Origin of the sequence: Pseudomonas sp. (genome assembly GCF_030698175.1) — a bacterium.
GTDB lineage: Bacteria > Pseudomonadota > Gammaproteobacteria > Pseudomonadales > Pseudomonadaceae > Aquipseudomonas.
This window is the reverse complement of the sequence record NZ_JAUYNT010000029.1, coordinates 324,456-341,639: the sequence shown is the minus strand read 5'-3', so window position 1 is coordinate 341,639 and position 17,184 is coordinate 324,456. Positions and strand designations below refer to the sequence as shown.

Sequence of the window (17,184 nt, the reverse complement as noted above, 5' to 3'; positions counted from 1 at the left end):
TTACTTGATCCAGGTCAGTTTTAGTCGGCGCTTGACTGCCTAATGTCGCAGTCATGTTAACCGTAGAAGGGCTCTGTCATGGCGAGTGTAAAGGTACAACAGGGGTTGGTGTTGGGGATGAGCACCCTGGCGTTTACCGTCTGTTTTATGGTCTGGATGATGTTCGCCATCCTCGGCGTGCCGGTCAAAGAACTGCTGCAACTGAACGAAACCCAGTTTGGCTTACTGGCGGCCACGCCGGTGCTAACCGGCTCTTTGGTGCGCTTGCCGCTGGGCTTGCTGACCGACAAGTTTGGCGGTCGGATCGTCTTCTTTATCTTAATGCTGGTGTGCGTACTGCCGATCTACCTGATCAGCCTGGCCACCGAGTATTGGCACTTCCTGGTGTTGGGGCTGTTCGTCGGTCTGGCCGGCGGCTCCTTCTCGGTGGGCATCGCCTACGTGGCCAAGTGGTTTGATAAGTCCACTCAAGGCACCGCCATGGGCATCTTCGGCGCCGGTAACGCCGGCGCTGCGGTGACCAAGTTCGTCGCCCCGGCGATCATCGCCGCCGCCAGTTGGCAGATGGTGCCCAAGGTCTACTCGGCCATTATGTTTATCACCGCGTTGCTGTTCTGGTTTCTCACCTACGAGAAGAAAGAGCACCTGGTACCCAGTTCGGTGTCGCTGAAAGAGCAACTGCTGACCCTGAAAGACCCGAAGGTCTGGCGCTACTGCCAGTACTACTCGATCGTCTTCGGTGGTTATGTGGCCCTGGCGTTGTGGATGACCAAGTACTACGTGCAGGAGTACGGCTTCACTCTGCAGACTGCAGCCTTGCTGGCCGCTTGTTTCTCCTTGCCGGGCGGCGTGTTGCGCGCCATCGGTGGCTGGATGTCGGACAAGTGGGGCGCCCAGAGTGTGACCTGGTGGGTGATGTGGGTGAGCTGGATCTGCCTGTTCCTGCTGTCCTATCCGCAGACCGACCTGGTGGTGCAAACCGTCAATGGCCCGCAAAGCTTCCATATCGGCCTGAACGCCACGCTGTTCACCGTGCTGCTGTTTGTCATGGGCATCGCCTTCGCCTTCGGCAAGGCCTCGGTGTTCAAGTACATCTCCAATGACTACCCGGACAACATGGGCGCCATCTCCGGCATCGTCGGCCTGGCCGGCGGCCTCGGTGGCTTCGTGTTGCCGATCATGTTCGGCGCCCTGGTGGACCTCACCGGCGTGCGCTCTTCCTGCTTCATGTTGATGTACGGGGTGGTCTGGATCTCCTTGATCTGGATGTACCTCAGCGAAGTACGCAAAACCCCAATTATGGGTACGAAAATGACGGGCTCCGGTGCGCTAAGCCCGTTGCCTAGCGACGCTTGATTCGTTCACGGTTTTTGATTAGTTCTAGGAGCACGACCATGTCAGCCACAAACAAAGCGGTGACGGGCCAAGCGCCCAAACAGGGGCCGGTGATTACCGACTGGCGTCCGGAAGACAGTCATTTTTGGGCGACCACCGGCAAGGCTATCGCCACCCGTAACCTGTGGATCTCGATCCCAGCGTTGCTGCTGGCCTTTGCGGTGTGGATGGTCTGGAGCACGGTGATCGTCCGTCTCAACAGCATCGGCTTCACCTTTACCACCGATCAGCTGTTTTGGCTGGCGGCCTTGCCGGGCTTGTCTGGTGCCACGCTGAGGATCTTCTACTCCTTTATGGTGCCGATCTTCGGTGGCCGCCGTTGGACCGCCCTGAGCACCGCGTCATTGCTGATCCCGGCGCTGTGGATGGGGTTTGCCGTGCAAGATGCCAGCACGCCCTACAACGTCTTCGTGCTGATCGCGTTGCTCTGTGGTTTTGGCGGCGGCAACTTCGCCTCGAGCATGTCCAATATCAGCTTCTTCTACCCCAAAGCCCAGCAGGGCACTGCACTGGGGATGAATGCTGGCCTGGGTAACCTGGGCGTGTCGGTGATGCAGTTCGGCGTGCCGTTGGTGATTTCCCTCGGCATCTTCGGCGCCCTGGGTGGCGCCCCGCAGTCCCTGCCAGATGGTAGCCAGCTGTGGTTGCAGAACGCCGGCTTCATCTGGGTGCCGTTTATCCTCGCGGTAACCATCGCTGCCTGGTTTGGCATGCATGACCTGTCCAGCGCCAAGGCCTCGTTCAGCGAGCAAGCGGTGATTTTCAAGCGCAAACATAACTGGTTGATGTGCTGGTTGTATCTGGCCACCTTCGGCTCCTTTATCGGCTTTGCCGCCGGCTTCCCGATGCTGATCAAGACTCAGTTCCCGGGTGTTGATCCGCTTAAATTCGCCTTTCTCGGGCCGTTGGTGGGTGCGCTGATTCGCCCCGTCGGCGGCTGGTTGGCGGACAAAATGGGCGGCGCTCAGGTCACCCTGTGGAACTTCGTGCTGATGATCGCGGCGGTCTTCGGTGTGCTGCACTTTCTGCCAGTGGGCGGTGAGGGCGGTAACTTCTACGGCTTCTTGGCCATGTTTATGCTGCTGTTCGTTACCACCGGGATCGGCAACGGTTCGACCTTTCGCATGATCCCAGTGATCTTCCGCACCCTGCACGAGCGGCTCAGCGCCGGCAAGAGCAAGGACGTGCAAGAGCAGGCCAGCAAGAGCGCCGGCAAAGAAGCCGCCGCAGTACTGGGCTTCAGCTCGGCCATCGCCGCTTACGGTGCCTTCTTCATTCCGAAGTCTTTCGGCACCTCGATGGCCCTCACCGGCGGCCCGCAAATGGCGCTGTATGTGTTTATCGGCTTTTACGTCAGCTGCATTTTGCTGACCTGGTGGAGCTATGCACGCAAAGGCGCAGAGATGCCTTGCTGAAACTCGTTCAAGAGCTGCTGCGCTCGGTCAGGCGGCGTTAAAAGTGTTTTCGGAATGCTCATTTACAGAACGTAAATTCCGCTTCCTCAACCACTTTTGCCTAGCCTGACCTTCGCTCGCGACGCTCTAGAACGAGTTTTATACACAGATTGAAACCGTTATTGACTGTGCCAGCTGCGACTAACCCGCAGCTGGTCTGAGAGGAAAGAAGATGAGCCATTTACTCGACCAACTGCGTTTTTTTAACCGCAAGCAAGGTGAGTTCTCCGAAGGCCACGGCGAGGCCCGTATCGAGTCGCGCGACTGGGAGAACGTTTACCGCTCACGCTGGCAGTACGACAAGATCGTGCGCTCCACCCACGGGGTGAACTGCACCGGGTCTTGCTCCTGGAAGATTTACGTCAAGAACGGCCTGATCACCTGGGAAACCCAGCAGACCGACTACCCGCGTACCCGTAACGACCTGCCCAACCACGAACCGCGCGGCTGTCCCCGTGGTGCCAGTTACAGCTGGTACATCTACAGCGCCAATCGGTTGAAGTACCCGAAAATCCGCAAACCCTTGCTGAAACTGTGGCGCGAAGCCCGGCTGACCATGGCGCCGGTGGAAGCCTGGGCCAGCATCGTTTCCGACCCGGTCAAGGCCGAGTCGTATAAGAGCAAACGCGGCATGGGCGGCTTTATCCGCTCCAACTGGGAGGAGGCGAATGAAATCATCGCCGCCGCCAACGTTTACACCGTTAAAGAGCACGGCCCGGACCGGGTAGTGGGCTTCTCGCCGATCCCGGCCATGTCGATGGTCAGCTACGCCGCCGGTAGCCGCTATCTGTCGTTGATCGGTGGCGTGTGTCTGTCTTTCTACGACTGGTACTGCGACTTGCCGCCGTCGTCGCCGCAGGTCTGGGGCGAGCAAACCGACGTGCCGGAATCGGCCGACTGGTACAACTCCAACTACATCATCGCCTGGGGCTCTAACGTGCCGCAGACGCGCACGCCGGATGCGCACTTCTTCACCGAAGTGCGTTACAAGGGCACCAAAACCGTGGCCATCACTCCCGATTACTCGGAAGTGGCCAAGCTTACCGATCTGTGGCTGAACCCTAAGCAAGGCACCGATGCGGCGCTGGCCCAGGCGTTCAATCATGTGATCTTCAAAGAGTTCCACCTCGACAAGCCGAGCGCTTATTTCAAGGATTACGCCAAGCGCTACACCGACTTGCCGATTCTGGTGCTGCTCAAAGAACACGCAGGCGCCACCCCAGAGCTGAGCGGCTATCAGCCGGATCGCTTCCTGCGCGCCTCGGACTTGACCGACAACCTCGGCCAGGAAAACAACCCGGAATGGAAAACCATCGCCCTGGATGCCAACAGCAATCAGCTGGTCTCGCCCCTGGGTTCGATTGGTTATCGCTGGGGCCAGAAGGGCAAGTGGAACATTCAGGCCATCGAAGGCGGCGAAGGCCGTGAGATCGACCTGCAGCTGAGCTTGCTCGGTGAAGGCGTGGCCGAAGTGGCGTTCCCGTATTTCGGTGGTCAGACCCACGAACACTTCCAGCACGTGGCCGGTGAAGCCGTGCAACTGCGTCGGGTGCCGGTACGCACCATCACCCTGGCCGATGGTAGCCAGGCGAAAGTCGCCACCGTATTCGACCTGTCGGCGGCTAACCTGGCCATCGACCGTGGTCTGGGTGGCAGCAACGTCGCCAAGGACTACAACGACGCCAGCGTTCCGGGCACTCCGGCCTGGCAAGAGCTGATTACCGGCGTTAGCCGTGAGAAAGCCATCCAGATCGCCCGTGAGTTTGCCGACAACGCCGACAAAACCAAGGGTCGTTCGATGATCATCGTCGGCGCGGCGATGAACCACTGGTACCACATGGACATGAACTACCGTGGCCTGATCAACATGCTGATGTTGTGTGGCTGCGTGGGGCAAACCGGCGGTGGCTGGGCGCACTATGTGGGCCAAGAGAAACTGCGTCCGCAGTGCGGTTGGTTGCCATTGGCCTTCGGTCTGGACTGGAGCCCGGCGCCACGGCAGATGAACGGCACCAGCTTCTTCTACAACCACTCATCCCAGTGGCGGCATGAAAAAATGAGCATGCACGAAGTGCTCTCGCCATTGGCCGACAAGTCGCAGTTCCCCGAGCACGCCCTCGATTACAACATCCGCGCCGAACGTGGCGGCTGGTTGCCAAGCGCGCCGCAGCTGAACCGTAACCCGTTGCAGATCACCCGTGACGCCGCTGCTGCGGGCATGTCGCCGGTGGATTACGTCACCAAGTCATTGCAAGACGGCAGCCTGCGCTTTGCCTGTGAACAGCCGGACAACCCGGTGAACTTCCCGCGCAATATGTTTATCTGGCGTTCCAACTTGTTGGGCAGCTCGGGCAAGGGCCACGAGTACATGCTCAAGTACCTGCTGGGCACCAAAAACGGCGTGATGAACGAAGACCTCGGCAAACGTGGCGGCGTTAAGCCCAGCGATGTCGAGTGGGTAGACGAAGGCGCGATCGGCAAGCTCGATCTGGTCACTACCCTGGATTTCCGCATGTCTTCGACCTGCGTTTACTCGGACATAGTGTTGCCAACGGCAACCTGGTACGAGAAAGACGACATGAACACCTCGGACATGCACCCGTTCATTCACCCACTGTCGGCGGCGATTGACCCAGCGTGGGAATCGCGTTCCGACTGGGAAATCTACAAAGGCATTGCCAAACGCTTCTCGGAAATGGCGGTGGGTCATCTGGGCGTCGAGCAAGACTTGGTCACCACCCCCTTGCTGCACGATACCCCGGGCGAATTGGCCCAGCCGTTTGGTGGCACCGATTGGAAAACCCAAGGCGTGGCGCCGGTACCGGGCAAAAACTGCCCGAACATGCGCGTGGTCGAGCGCGACTACCCGAACGTGTACAAGAAGTTCAGCTCGCTCGGGCCATTGCTGGATAAAAACGGCAACGGTGGCAAGGGCATCAACTGGAACACCCAGCATGAGGTCGATTTCCTCGGCGAGCTCAACTACAAGGTCCGTGAAGAGGGCGTGAGCCTTGGCCGGCCGAAGATCGACAGCGCCATCGATGCCTGTGAAGTGATTCTGTCCCTGGCCCCGGAAACCAACGGCCATGTGGCGGTTAAAGCCTGGGCGGCACTGTCGGAATTTACCGGTCTGGATCACAGCCACCTGGCCGTGCCGAAAGAGCACGAAGCCATACGTTTTCGTGACATTCAGGCGCAGCCGCGCAAGATCATCTCCAGCCCGACTTGGTCTGGTTTGGAAGACGACAAAGTCAGCTACAACGCCGGCTACACCAACGTCCATGAGTTCATCCCGTGGCGCACCATCACCGGTCGTCAGCAGTTCTTCCAGGATCACCCGTGGATGCAGGCCTTCGGTGAGGAGCTGATGAGCTACCGGCCGCCGATCAACACCCGCACCATCGATTACGTGAAGGGCAAGCGGCCGAACGGCAACACCGAGATCGTGCTGAACTGGATCACCCCGCACCAGAAGTGGGGCATCCACAGCACCTACAGCGACAACCTGATCATGCTCACCCTGAGCCGTGGCGGGCCGATTGTCTGGCTGTCGGAAACCGACGCTAAACGTGCCGGTATCGAAGACAACGATTGGGTCGAATGCTTCAACGCCAACGGCGCCCTCACTGCCCGTGCGGTGGTCAGCCAGCGGGTCAAGGACGGCATGGTGATGATGTATCACGCCCAAGAAAGGATCGTGAACGTACCGGGCTCGGAAACCACCAAGACCCGTGGCGGTCACCACAACTCGGTTACCCGTGTGGTGTTGAAACCGACCCATATGATCGGCGGCTACGCGCAGCAGTCTTATGGCTTCAACTACTACGGCACCGTGGGCTGTAACCGCGATGAGTTTGTGGTGGTGCGCAAGATGGACAAAGTTGATTGGCTGGATGGCACCGATGGCGATGCCTTACCGCAACCCCTGCCGACCACTATTGACTGAGGATTGATGCCATGAAAATTCGTTCACAAGTCGGCATGGTCTTGAACCTCGACAAATGTATCGGCTGCCACACCTGCTCGATCACCTGCAAAAACGTCTGGACCAGCCGTGAAGGCATGGAATACGCCTGGTTCAATAACGTGGAAACCAAGCCCGGGATTGGCTACCCCAAAGAGTGGGAAAACCAGGACAAATGGCGCGGCGGTTGGGTGCGCAACAAAGACGGTTCGATCAATCCGAAGATCGGCGGCAAGTTCCGGGTGTTGGCGAACATCTTCGCCAACCCCGATCTGCCGACCATCGACGACTACTACGAGCCGTTTGATTTCGACTACCAGCACCTGCACACCGCACCACTGGGTGAGCACCAGCCAGTGGCCCGGCCACGCTCGGTGATTACCGGCAAGCGCATGCAGAAGATCGAATGGGGCCCTAACTGGGAGGAAATCCTCGGCACCGAGTTCGCCAAACGCCGTAAGGATAAGAACTTCGACAAGATCCAGGCCGACATTTATGGCGAGTATGAAAATACTTTCATGATGTACCTGCCGCGTCTGTGCGAGCACTGCTTGAACCCAGCCTGCGCGGCGTCTTGCCCGAGCGGGGCGATCTACAAGCGCGAAGAAGACGGCATCGTCCTCATCGATCAAGAGAAATGCCGCGGCTGGCGCATGTGCATCAGCGGCTGCCCGTACAAGAAGATCTACTTCAACTGGAAGAGCGGCAAATCCGAGAAGTGCATCTTCTGCTACCCACGGATCGAAGCCGGTATGCCGACCGTCTGTTCGGAAACCTGTGTCGGCCGTATCCGTTATCTGGGCGTGCTGCTGTACGACGCCGACCGGATTCTGGAAGTGGCCAGCACCCCGAACGAGCAGGACCTGTACCAGAAGCAATTGGATATCTTCCTCGACCCGTTCGACCCAGTGGTAATCAAGCAAGCCTTGCTCGATGGCGTACCGCAGTCGGTACTGGACGCCGCGCAAAAATCCCCCGTCTACAAGTTGGCGGTGGACTGGAAGCTGGCGCTGCCGCTGCACCCGGAATACCGCACCTTGCCGATGGTCTGGTACGTGCCGCCACTGTCGCCGATTCAGAACGCCGCCACCGCCGGTACCGTGGGCATGAACGGGGTGATCCCGGATGTCGACAGCCTGCGCATTCCGCTGCGTTATCTGGCTAACCTGCTGACCGCAGGCGATGTAGCGCCGGTGAAACTGGCCCTGAAGCGCCTGCTGGCGATGCGTGCCTACAAACGCTCCGAGCAAGTGGATGGCGTGCAAGACCTGAAAGTGCTGGCCGATGTTGGCCTGAGCGTGGCCCAGGTGGAAGACATGTACCGCTACTTGGCGATTGCCAACTATGAAGACCGTTTCGTGGTGCCCAGTGCGCACCGCGAATCGGCCTCCAGCGATGCCTTTGCCGAGCGCTCCGGTTGTGGCTTCACCTTCGGCAGCGGTTGCAGCGGCAGCTCGGACACCAACATGTTTGGCGCCAAGAAGGCTAACAAACGCGACATCCTGAAAACCGTACAGTTGTGGGAGGACTGAGCATGCAAATCCTCAAGGTAATTTCCCTGCTGCTGGATTACCCCACCGAGCAATTGGTGGCCGGGCGCGACGAGTTGGACCAAGCCATCACCAGTTGCCGGGATATCAGCCCGGAGCAACGCAGTGCGCTGCACGAGTTGCTGGCGCTGATCTGCGACCACGACCTGATGGACGGCCAGGAGCACTACGGTGCCCTGTTCGGCCGCGGTCGCTCGCTGTCGCTGTTGTTGTTTGAACACGTGCATGGTGAGTCCCGTGACCGTGGTCAGGCGATGGTGGACATGCTGGCGCAGTACGAAGAGGCCGGTTTTGCCATCGGCGTCAAAGAGCTGCCCGACTACATCCCGTTGTACCTGGAGTACCTCTCCACCTGTGCAGATCTTGAGGCCCGCGAGGGCCTGGCGGATGTGGCGCATTTGCTGGCGATCTTGGCGGCGCGTTTGGATGAGCGCGAAAGCGCTTATGCCGGCTGCTTTCGGGCGCTGCTGCAAATTGCCGGCGTCGAGCCGCAGGTGGCGGTGGCCGAGGTGCGCGAGCAAGTGGCGGCCGAGGTGCGCGACGACTCGCTGGAAGCCCTGGACAAAATCTGGGAGGAGGAGGCCGTGGACTTTATGCAGGCCGAGCAACAGGACCGCTGCCCAAGCATGGCCAGCGCCCCCGGCAAGGCCCGCGAAGAGTCGGCAATTCCGCTGCATTGGGTCGATTTCCAACAGGACGGGGTAGCCATTGAACTGCCCCTGGAGGCACGTCATGTCTAGCTTCAACTTAATGGTGTTCGGGGTTTACCCCTATATCGCGCTGGCCATCTGCCTGATCGGCAGCTGGGCGCGCTTCGATCTGTCGCAATACTCCTGGAAGGCCGGTTCCAGCCAGGTGTTCAACCGCAATGCGGCCGAGCAGCGTTATATGCGCATCGCCAGCAACCTGTTCCACGTCGGCGTGCTGTTCGTGCTGGCCGGACACTTTGTCGGCCTGCTGATGCCGGAGTCGCTCTACCACTATGTGATCAGCACCGAGAACAAGCAGTTGCTGGCGATGGTGTCCGGTGGCTTCTTCGGCACCCTGTGCCTGATCGGCTTGCTGATGCTGGTCAAGCGCCGCCTGACCGACCCGCGCGTGCGGGCCTCGTCGAGCACCTCCGACATCATGATCCTGCTGGTGTTGTTGGCGCAGCTGGTGCTGGGCCTGCTGACCATCTTCGCCTCGACCAAACACATGGACGGTTCGGTGATGGTGCTGCTGGCCAACTGGGCGCAAAGCACCGTGACTTTGCAGCCGGTGCAAGCCGCTGAAGCGATCGCCTCGGTGGGCTTGGTGTACAAGCTGCACGTGTTCCTCGGCCTGACTCTGTTTGTGCTGTTCCCGTTCACCCGTCTGGTACACATCGTTAGCGCACCGGTTTGGTATCTGGGCCGGCGTTACCAGATCGTCCGTCAAAAGGCTTAAGAGAGATCGGCTGCGCGTCGGCCATGTGTAGGGTGGGCAACCGCGAAGCGTTGCCCACCACGAACATCCGGTGGATAAGGCTTCGCCGTTATCCACCCTACGTCTCACATACAAATCAAGTTCGTAGGGCGGGTGCAACCCGCGCGGGTTTCATCCGCCCTACGTGATTTTCGGAGGTTGTCATGGCTTGTGGATGTGGTGGTACTAACGGCGGTACGGGTGGTTGCGGCGGTGCTGATAAGCCGCCAGCAGCGCCAGTCGTCGAAGCGACTTTGGCACAAGAGCTGGCCCATGAGTTGCCGCCGGTAACAACTGCGGCGAGTGGCGTGGTGGAGTTCACGCCGCCAGCTCTGGCTTCAATCGGTGAGCCCGAGCCGTTGCTGATTGCCAGCAGCGAGCAGGACTGGCCACGCATTCGCGTCAATGGCGTGGCCATCGAGCCCGATGCCATGGCGCAAGAACTGCAATATCACCCGGCCGACGAGCAGAGCGAGGCGATGTTTCTCGCCGTGCAAGCGCTGGTGATTCGCGAGCTGCTCGAGCAGCGTTGCCAGACACTGGGTCTGCAGGTTGAGGCCGGTGCCGGCGAGAGCCAGGAGGAGGCGGCGATCCGCAGCCTGATCGAGCTGGAAGTGCCGGTGGCCGAGGCGGATGAAGCGGCCTGCGAGCATTTCTATGCCAGCAACCTGCCGCGTTTTGTCAGCGCGCCCTTGTTGGCGGCGCGGCATATTTTGCTCGCCTGCACCCCGGAAGATGCCGAGGCCCGCAGCGTTGCCCGCGAGCAAGGCCAAGCCTTGTTGCTGGAGCTGCAGCAAAACCCGGCGCGCTTTACCGAGCTGGCTTTGGCCCATTCGGCGTGTCCATCGAAAGAGCAGGGCGGCGCGCTGGGGCAGCTGAGCAAGGGCCAGACAGTGCCGGAGTTCGAGCGGCAGTTATTCCGTCAACCGCAAGGTTTGGTCAGCCAGCCGTTGGAAAGCCGTTATGGCTTCCACCTGGTGTTTGTCGATCAGCGTCTGGACGGTGTGCAATTGCCCTACACGGCGGTGGCCAGCAGCATTCGCAGCGAGCTGTATCAACGGGTTTGGCAAAAAGCCGTGGCGCAATACTTGCAGACTCTGGTTGAAGCTGCCGACATTGAAGGCATTCATTTAGCCGGCGCGGCATTGATGCCTGGGCAATAAACCGTTGGAGTAGTGGCAATGGGCAGCATGTTGCAGGACGGCTTTGGCCGCGAGATCGATTATGTGCGCATGTCGGTCACCGATAGATGCGATTTTCGCTGCGTGTATTGCATGGCCGAGGACATGACCTTCCTGCCGCGCCAGCAGGTGCTGGGGCTCGAAGAGCTGTACCTGCTGGCCGAGCAGTTTGTTCTACTTGGGGTGAAGAAAATCCGCCTCACTGGCGGCGAGCCGCTGGTGCGCAAAGGCATCGTTGGCCTGTGCGAGCGCATCGCCGGGTTGCCGGGCTTGCGTGAGTTGGTGCTGACCACTAATGGCTCACAACTGCAGCGTTATGCCCAAGGATTGCACAGCGCCGGGGTCAAACGCCTGAACATCAGCCTCGATAGCCTCGACCCCGAGAAGTTTTTGGCCATCACCCGTAATGGCGATCTTAACCAGGTGCTGGCCGGCATTCAGGCCGCGCAGGACGCGGGCTTCAAGCACATCAAACTCAACGTGGTGGTGATGAAAGGCCGCAACGACAGCGAAGTGCCGGCCCTGGTCGATTACGCCGTGGCCAACCAACTGGACATCTGCTTTATCGAGGAAATGCCCCTGGGCACCATCAGCGAGCACAGCCGCGCCGAGGCGTTCTGTTCCAGCGCCGAGGTGCGGGGACTGATCGAGCAGCGCTACAGCTTGGTGGAATCGGCCGAATCGACCCAGGGGCCGTCGCGTTACTGGCGCATTCCTGGGGTGGAAAACACCCGCATCGGTTTTATCTCACCCCACAGCCATAATTTTTGTGGCAGCTGCAATCGGGTACGGCTCACCGCCGAAGGGCGTTTGTTGCTATGCCTGGGGAATGAGGACGGGTTGGACTTGAAAGCCATCTTGCGCCGTTATCCCGGTGAACCGGCGCGCATTCGCGACGCGCTGCTGGGCGCTATCGCCCGCAAACCCTGGGGCCACGAGTTTCGTCTGAATGACGAAGTGCAGGTGCTGCGCTTTATGAATATGACCGGCGGCTAAACCGCTGATGTGTAGGGCGTTACTCGCCCGCAGGGCAGTACGGCGCGTTTAGGTGACAAAATAAGGCTATATCCCAGTTATGCGTTGCGAGGGAGCGAAAATTTTCGCGAGAGGAAATTAGCCTTGATACCCGTGCTGTCTGCACCGGCCAATCGCGGATAAATCCGCTCCTACAGGGTTGGCCAGCCGATGAAGTTATTGCAGGTGCCGGGCTTGTGTAGGAGCGGCTTTTGGTAACAAAGGGCACCGCGAAGCGAGCGCGAGCACACTGGCAATCCTGCAGGGCCACAACCGCTCTTTGTCCCACCTTCATCTGGGTCACGAACCAGAGACTACGAGACTTGCGCGCTACAACACGTAACTGGGGCATAGCCAAAATAAAGCGTCCCCATTATTAGATGGACACCCGCACCTGATCCGCCTCGACCCGGTTGCGGCCGGCGGCCTTGGCGCGATAGAGCGCCCGATCGGCGTCCTGCAACAGGTCCTGGGCCGAGCTGTCGGCAGTGGGAATCAGGGTGGCGATGCCCAGGCTCAGAGTCAGGTAGTGGGCGGTTGTCGAGTCGCTATGCTCGAGCTGTAGTTCATACACCGCGTTACGCATGGCCTCGGCCTCGGCCATGGCGTAGGCACCTGCGGCCGTGGTGTCCGGCAGGATGATCACGAATTCCTCGCCGCCGTAGCGGGCCAGCAGATCCGGTGGGCGCCGTATCTGGGCCTGGAGCTGCGCGGCGACCCGTTGCAGGCAGTGATCGCCGGCCGGGTGGCCGTAGCGATCATTGTAGGCCTTGAAATTATCGATATCGGCCATGATCAGGCTGAGTGGGCTGCCCTGGCGTTGTGCGCGCCGCCACTCCAGGCTCAGGGCGCGCTCGAAGCCGCGGCGGTTGGCGATTTTGGTCAGCGGGTCCTGGGTCGCCAGCAGTTCGAGCCGGTCGTTGGCCGAACGCAGGTCGACTTCCACCTGCTGGCGCTCGAGCATTTCTCGTTCCAGGCTCCGGTTGATCAGGCTCATCTCCTGACTGAGACTTTGGGCTTGCTCCCGGGCGCGGTGCAGGCGGCCGACCACCAGGGCCAGAAGGGTGGAGAACAGCGCCAGGATGCTCAGGCTGACGATGGCGGTTTCGATCTGCAGGGGGCGGGCGCTGAGCCCGGCGCTGTCGAGTGGTTGCTCGACCTCGAGGATGCCGCGCACATCGCCGACCTTCCAGTCACGCCGGGGCGAGTCGGCGTGGTTATTGTGGCAATCGACGCAGGCCTCGCGCAGCCGGTCGGCGGTGGCATAGCGCAGCACCAGCTGATCGCCCCGGCGCTCGAAACGGTAGAACGGCTGCTCGGGAGCGGCTTGCAGGGCTTGCCAAGCCTGTTGGCCGAAGTCGTCCTTGAGACCACCCTCCTGCGCGCGCCAGGGGAAAGGGTAGGGGCTGTACAGCCTGGTGCTGGCGCCGGAACTCTGCTGGCCTAGGCGGTTGCCGAGCAGCATGCTCAGGGTCGCGGGCAAAGGGATGGCCTGGGGGTTGCCCTGGTAATCGTGGGTGACGGTCATGCCGTGGGCACTGGCGCGGGCAACCACCTCGGAGGTGTAAAGGCTGCGGAACTCGCTGAGGATGGTCGTATACAGCTGGGCGTTCTTGAGGGCGGCGTTTTGCAGTTGCTGGTTAAACGCCTGGTGCAGGCCCCAACTCAGGCCGCTCAGACTGAGCAGCAGGATCAGCGCCATGCCGAGCACAGCATGACGCTGGAACAGGTCGAGGGCTCGATCCAGCCAAGAGCGTGGGAAAGGCATCGTTCGTACGGCGTCCAGGATAGGGGGAGCGGCATGCTCAGAGTATAGGCACAGCCCTCTTTATATCACTCGCGATCTTGGCCTACGAATCGATTGAAGATGGTTGCGCGTGCGGCGCAGTACGCCGCAGGCACTGAATGGTGCCTGCGGCATCTGTAGTAACGGCAACGGCTGACCACGGCCCTGTCGGCACGCTGTTATCCGCGATTGGTCGTGTAGACAACCCAGACTTCAAGGCCCCTGCAGTAATCAGCCTGCGGCTGCTAGAGGCTTCCAGCTCAGCAGTTACAGCAAACGGCGCCGGTCCTCGCGGCTGATGATTACCGTGGCCGAACGTGGGCGCTTACCTGGGCCGTCTGGCCAGGTGCTCAGTAGGTTGGTGGCGGTGGAACCTTCACCGGGATGCTGGATGTTGATAAACAGCGTGCGCATGTCCGGAGTGGCGGTGATGCCGGTGATTTCCGCGCCGAGCGGGCCGACTAGAAAGCGTTTCATCTCGCCGGTTTTCGGGTCGGCCACCAGCATCTGGTTGTTGCCGAACGGGCCGCTGGCCAACTGGCTGCCGCTCATGTCGGTCTGAATCCATAACCGCCCTTCGGGGTCGAACCACAGGCCGTCCGGGCTGGCGAGCATATTGCTGGCGTCCAGTGGCTGGCCTGTGGGGCTGCGACTGTCGGCTGGCGGGCCGGCCAGCAGGAACAGGCTCCAGGCGAAATTTGTGCCCGCATGGTCGCGGGACTCTTCGCGCCAGCGAATGATGTGGCCATGGGCATTGGCCACCCGTGGGTTGGCCGCATCGGCGGTGGTGCGGGCGGTGTTGTTGGTCAGGGTGAAGTAGATCTCGCCGGTGTCGGGATGCACCGCGCCCCATTCCGGGCGGTCCATTTTGGTCGCGCCCACCACGTCGGCGGCCAGGCGGGTGTTGATTAGCACGTCGCCCTGATCGGCAAAGGTTACCCCGGCAGTCGTACAGGCGGCTTGGAAGGCTGGGTCGTTAACGTCCAGCGCCAGCCACTGACCGCTGTTGTCGGCATTGAAGCGGCCGACGTAGAGGGCGCCGTTATCCAGCAGTTGGCTGTTGCTGCGGCCGGGACGGTATTTGTCGCGGCTGACGTATTTGTAGATGTACTCGTTCTGCGAGTCGTCGCCGGAGTAGCAGACCACCCGTTTGCCGGCACGCACTGGGGCGAATACCAGGCCTTCGTGGGCGAAGCGGCCCAGAGCGGTGTGCTTGACTGGCACCGAGTCGGGGTTGAAGGGATCGATTTCAACAATCCAGCCGAATTGGTTGGGCTCGTTGCGGTAGTCGCCGCTGGCGTTTTCGGCCTTGCGGGTGGCGTCGAAACGTTCGAATTCATCACCGGGCAAGGTGTCCCAGCCGAAGCGGCTGGTGCTGCGCAGGCCATAGCGTTTTTGCTCGCGGGGCAGTGTGGTGTCGCGATTGGCGAAATAGCCGGCCCAGTTTTCTTCACAGGTCAGGTAGGTGCCCCAGGGCGTATGGCCGTTGGCGCAGTTGTTCTGGGTGCCGCGCGCTGCGGTGCCATCGGGGCTGTGGCGGGTGCGCAGCAGCGCGTGGCCACGGGCCGGGCCCTGGATCTGCATCGGCGTGGCGGCGGTGATGCGGCGGTTGCGGGCGCTGGGCATTACCTCCCAGTCGCCGCGTACGTTGCGGCGGATTTCCACCACCGAGACGCCATGGGCGTTGATCTCTTTGCGTACTTCCTCGGCGCTGCTGCGTTTGCCGGCCACCACCGTTGGGCCGTTGGGGTGCAGCAGAGGCGCGTCGATGTATTCGTGGTTGAGCACCAGTAAGCCGTGGTTGCTGTTGTGACCGTGGCCATGGCCGCGCTGGGCGTCGATGGGGAAGAAGTGCATGCCGTCGTGGTGCATGCCGATCTGTTCGGCTTGGTCTTGGGCACTGTTGCTGGCGTCATCGAGAAACGCCGGGTAGCGGCCGGTGATCGGCGTACCCCAAGGAATAAAGGGCGTGGCCTTATAGCCCGCCGGCACGCTGATGCTGTCGGTGCGACCAATGGCCACCGGGCTGAAGGGCAGGCGCGAGCGCGGCGCAAAGGGGAAACCCAAGGTCTGCGCGGCAGGTTCGGCGGCCTCGCTGCTGCCCGGCAAGCTGACGCCGAAAAACGCCAGCGCGCCCAAGGCCGCACCGCCCGCCAGCACTTGGCGGCGGTTCAGTTCGCCGATCAATTCATTCATATGGGGGTTGCTGGAGTGGTTGCTGGGCAACTCATCGCCGCTGCCAAACAGTGCATTGTCTTTGTTGTGAGTGGTCAAGGTCGGGTTCCTCAAGGCTAATAGACGGAGCCTTGACGCTACTGAGCAAAAGCGACCGGGTAATGACAGTTTTTATTTGCTTGGCTAAAGAGTGCGACCTGCTTGGCAAGTTGACCGATGAGTTAGGGGTTAATGCCCAAACGCTGCGCCACTTGGCTGTCGAGCCCGGCCAGAAAAGCTTCAACCGCTTGGGTGTAGTCGTTGGCGAGTCCCAGGTCCTGATTGATGGCCTGGTGGCTGCGATCCTCAGGCCGCAACTGCGCGCGGATGCCTAGGCGTTGGGCTTGCTCGACAAAAGCTCGGGCTGGCGGGCAGGAATCGTTGCGTTGGCTGGAGCAAATCAGTAATAAGGGCGTGGCAGTTTTCTTGAGTTGCTTGAGCGGGGAGGCCGTGGCCCAGTAGTCGGGCGCGGCGCCGAAGGCCTTGTCGTAAAACCGCGCATGGGGCCGTTGCATGATCTGCTCGACGTCCAACGCTGCGCTGTCCAGGGCGACAGTGCCGAGCCAGGTTTGGGCACCGAGGGCTTTGGCTCGTGCGGGATCGGCGGCCAGCAGGCTGACCAGATGGGCGCCGGCCGAATGGCCGAGCAGAATAAATTTGCTCGAGTCGCCGCCCCAGCTGGCCGCCTGCCGCTGGGCAAAAGCCAGGGCGCGGGCGACGTCTTCGGCTTGTTGCACCGGCGTGGTGTCCGGCAGCAGCCGGTAGTTGAGCGAGACGAAGATAAAGCCCTTGGGCAACCAGCGTTTGATCTTGTTGTCGACCACCGCAGCGGCGCCTTTGTCGCCAATGCGCCAGGCGCCGCCATGCACCATCAGTAGCACCGGGGCATGCTCGCGATTGTCCGGCAGGTAAACATCCAGCTGCTGCAGCGGATCGCTGCCGTAGGCGAGATTACGCAAGACTTTCGGCGCGTCGGCGCTGGGGTTGGTGGTGCTTTGTCGTTGCGTGCGGTGCTCCTGCCATTTATCCAGCAGCGGGCCGGCGACGGTGATTTGTGTGCTTGTCAGCAGCAGGGCCGCGAGCAACGGATTGAACACTTTATGGTCCATAGGCCGGTCACCTCCATGGGTTGTTTGCAACCTTCAGGTGACCGTGACAGCTGCAAACGGCGGCAGCCGCT

General features: G+C 60.9%; 11 protein-coding genes. 8 read left to right on the top strand and 3 right to left on the bottom strand.

The genetic code is table 11. The annotated features are described in order from the left end of the window. Positions 1-78: 78 nt before the first annotated feature. The 8 genes from Q8R10_RS16870 to moaA all read left to right on the top strand — a co-directional run bounded on the left by Q8R10_RS16870 (position 79) and on the right by moaA (position 11,986). Positions 79-1,356: a nitrate/nitrite transporter gene (locus tag Q8R10_RS16870; protein ID WP_305655007.1), complete on the top strand. Its 1,278-nt coding sequence runs from the start codon at positions 79-81 to the stop codon at positions 1,354-1,356. 38 nt (positions 1,357-1,394) lie between these two features. Then, complete coding sequence (locus Q8R10_RS16865; protein ID WP_305655006.1) at positions 1,395-2,810, top strand: NarK family nitrate/nitrite MFS transporter; 1,416 nt, start codon at positions 1,395-1,397, stop codon at positions 2,808-2,810. A 211-nt stretch (positions 2,811-3,021) separates the two neighbouring features. Further along, on the top strand, positions 3,022-6,795 hold the full coding sequence (locus tag Q8R10_RS16860; RefSeq protein ID WP_305655005.1) for a nitrate reductase subunit alpha: 3,774 nt from the start codon (positions 3,022-3,024) through the stop codon (positions 6,793-6,795). A gap of 11 nt (positions 6,796-6,806) precedes the next feature. Beyond that, a complete protein-coding gene (narH, locus tag Q8R10_RS16855) occupies positions 6,807-8,345 on the top strand; it encodes a nitrate reductase subunit beta (protein ID WP_305655004.1) in 1,539 nt (512 codons plus the stop codon). A gap of 2 nt (positions 8,346-8,347) precedes the next feature. Then, positions 8,348-9,103: a nitrate reductase molybdenum cofactor assembly chaperone gene (gene narJ / locus Q8R10_RS16850; RefSeq protein ID WP_305655003.1), complete on the top strand. Its 756-nt coding sequence runs from the start codon at positions 8,348-8,350 to the stop codon at positions 9,101-9,103. Further along, on the top strand, positions 9,096-9,791 hold the full coding sequence (narI, locus tag Q8R10_RS16845; protein ID WP_305655002.1) for a respiratory nitrate reductase subunit gamma: 696 nt from the start codon (positions 9,096-9,098) through the stop codon (positions 9,789-9,791). The genes narJ and narI overlap by 8 nt, the downstream gene beginning before the upstream one ends. Positions 9,792-9,973: 182 nt before the next feature. Further along, positions 9,974-10,972: a peptidylprolyl isomerase gene (locus Q8R10_RS16840; RefSeq protein WP_305655001.1), complete on the top strand. Its 999-nt coding sequence runs from the start codon at positions 9,974-9,976 to the stop codon at positions 10,970-10,972. An 18-nt stretch (positions 10,973-10,990) separates the two neighbouring features. After that, positions 10,991-11,986, top strand: coding sequence for a GTP 3',8-cyclase MoaA (moaA, locus tag Q8R10_RS16835; protein WP_305655000.1), 996 nt, complete (start codon positions 10,991-10,993; stop codon positions 11,984-11,986). Between the two features lie 394 nt (positions 11,987-12,380). Here the strand turns inward: moaA and Q8R10_RS16830 are convergent, their stop codons facing one another. From Q8R10_RS16830 to Q8R10_RS16820, 3 genes are all read right to left on the bottom strand, one after another. Then, the gene (locus Q8R10_RS16830) at positions 12,381-13,772 is read right to left on the bottom strand and encodes a diguanylate cyclase domain-containing protein (RefSeq protein WP_305654999.1); all 1,392 of its coding nucleotides are present in this window, start codon (positions 13,770-13,772) and stop codon (positions 12,381-12,383) included. 285 nt (positions 13,773-14,057) lie between these two features. Beyond that, a complete protein-coding gene (locus Q8R10_RS16825) occupies positions 14,058-16,064 on the bottom strand; it encodes a PhoX family phosphatase (RefSeq protein WP_305654998.1) in 2,007 nt (668 codons plus the stop codon). Positions 16,065-16,186: 122 nt separating this feature from the next. Beyond that, the gene (locus Q8R10_RS16820; protein ID WP_305654997.1) at positions 16,187-17,113 is read right to left on the bottom strand and encodes an alpha/beta hydrolase; all 927 of its coding nucleotides are present in this window, start codon (positions 17,111-17,113) and stop codon (positions 16,187-16,189) included. Between the last annotated feature and the right edge of the window lie 71 nt (positions 17,114-17,184).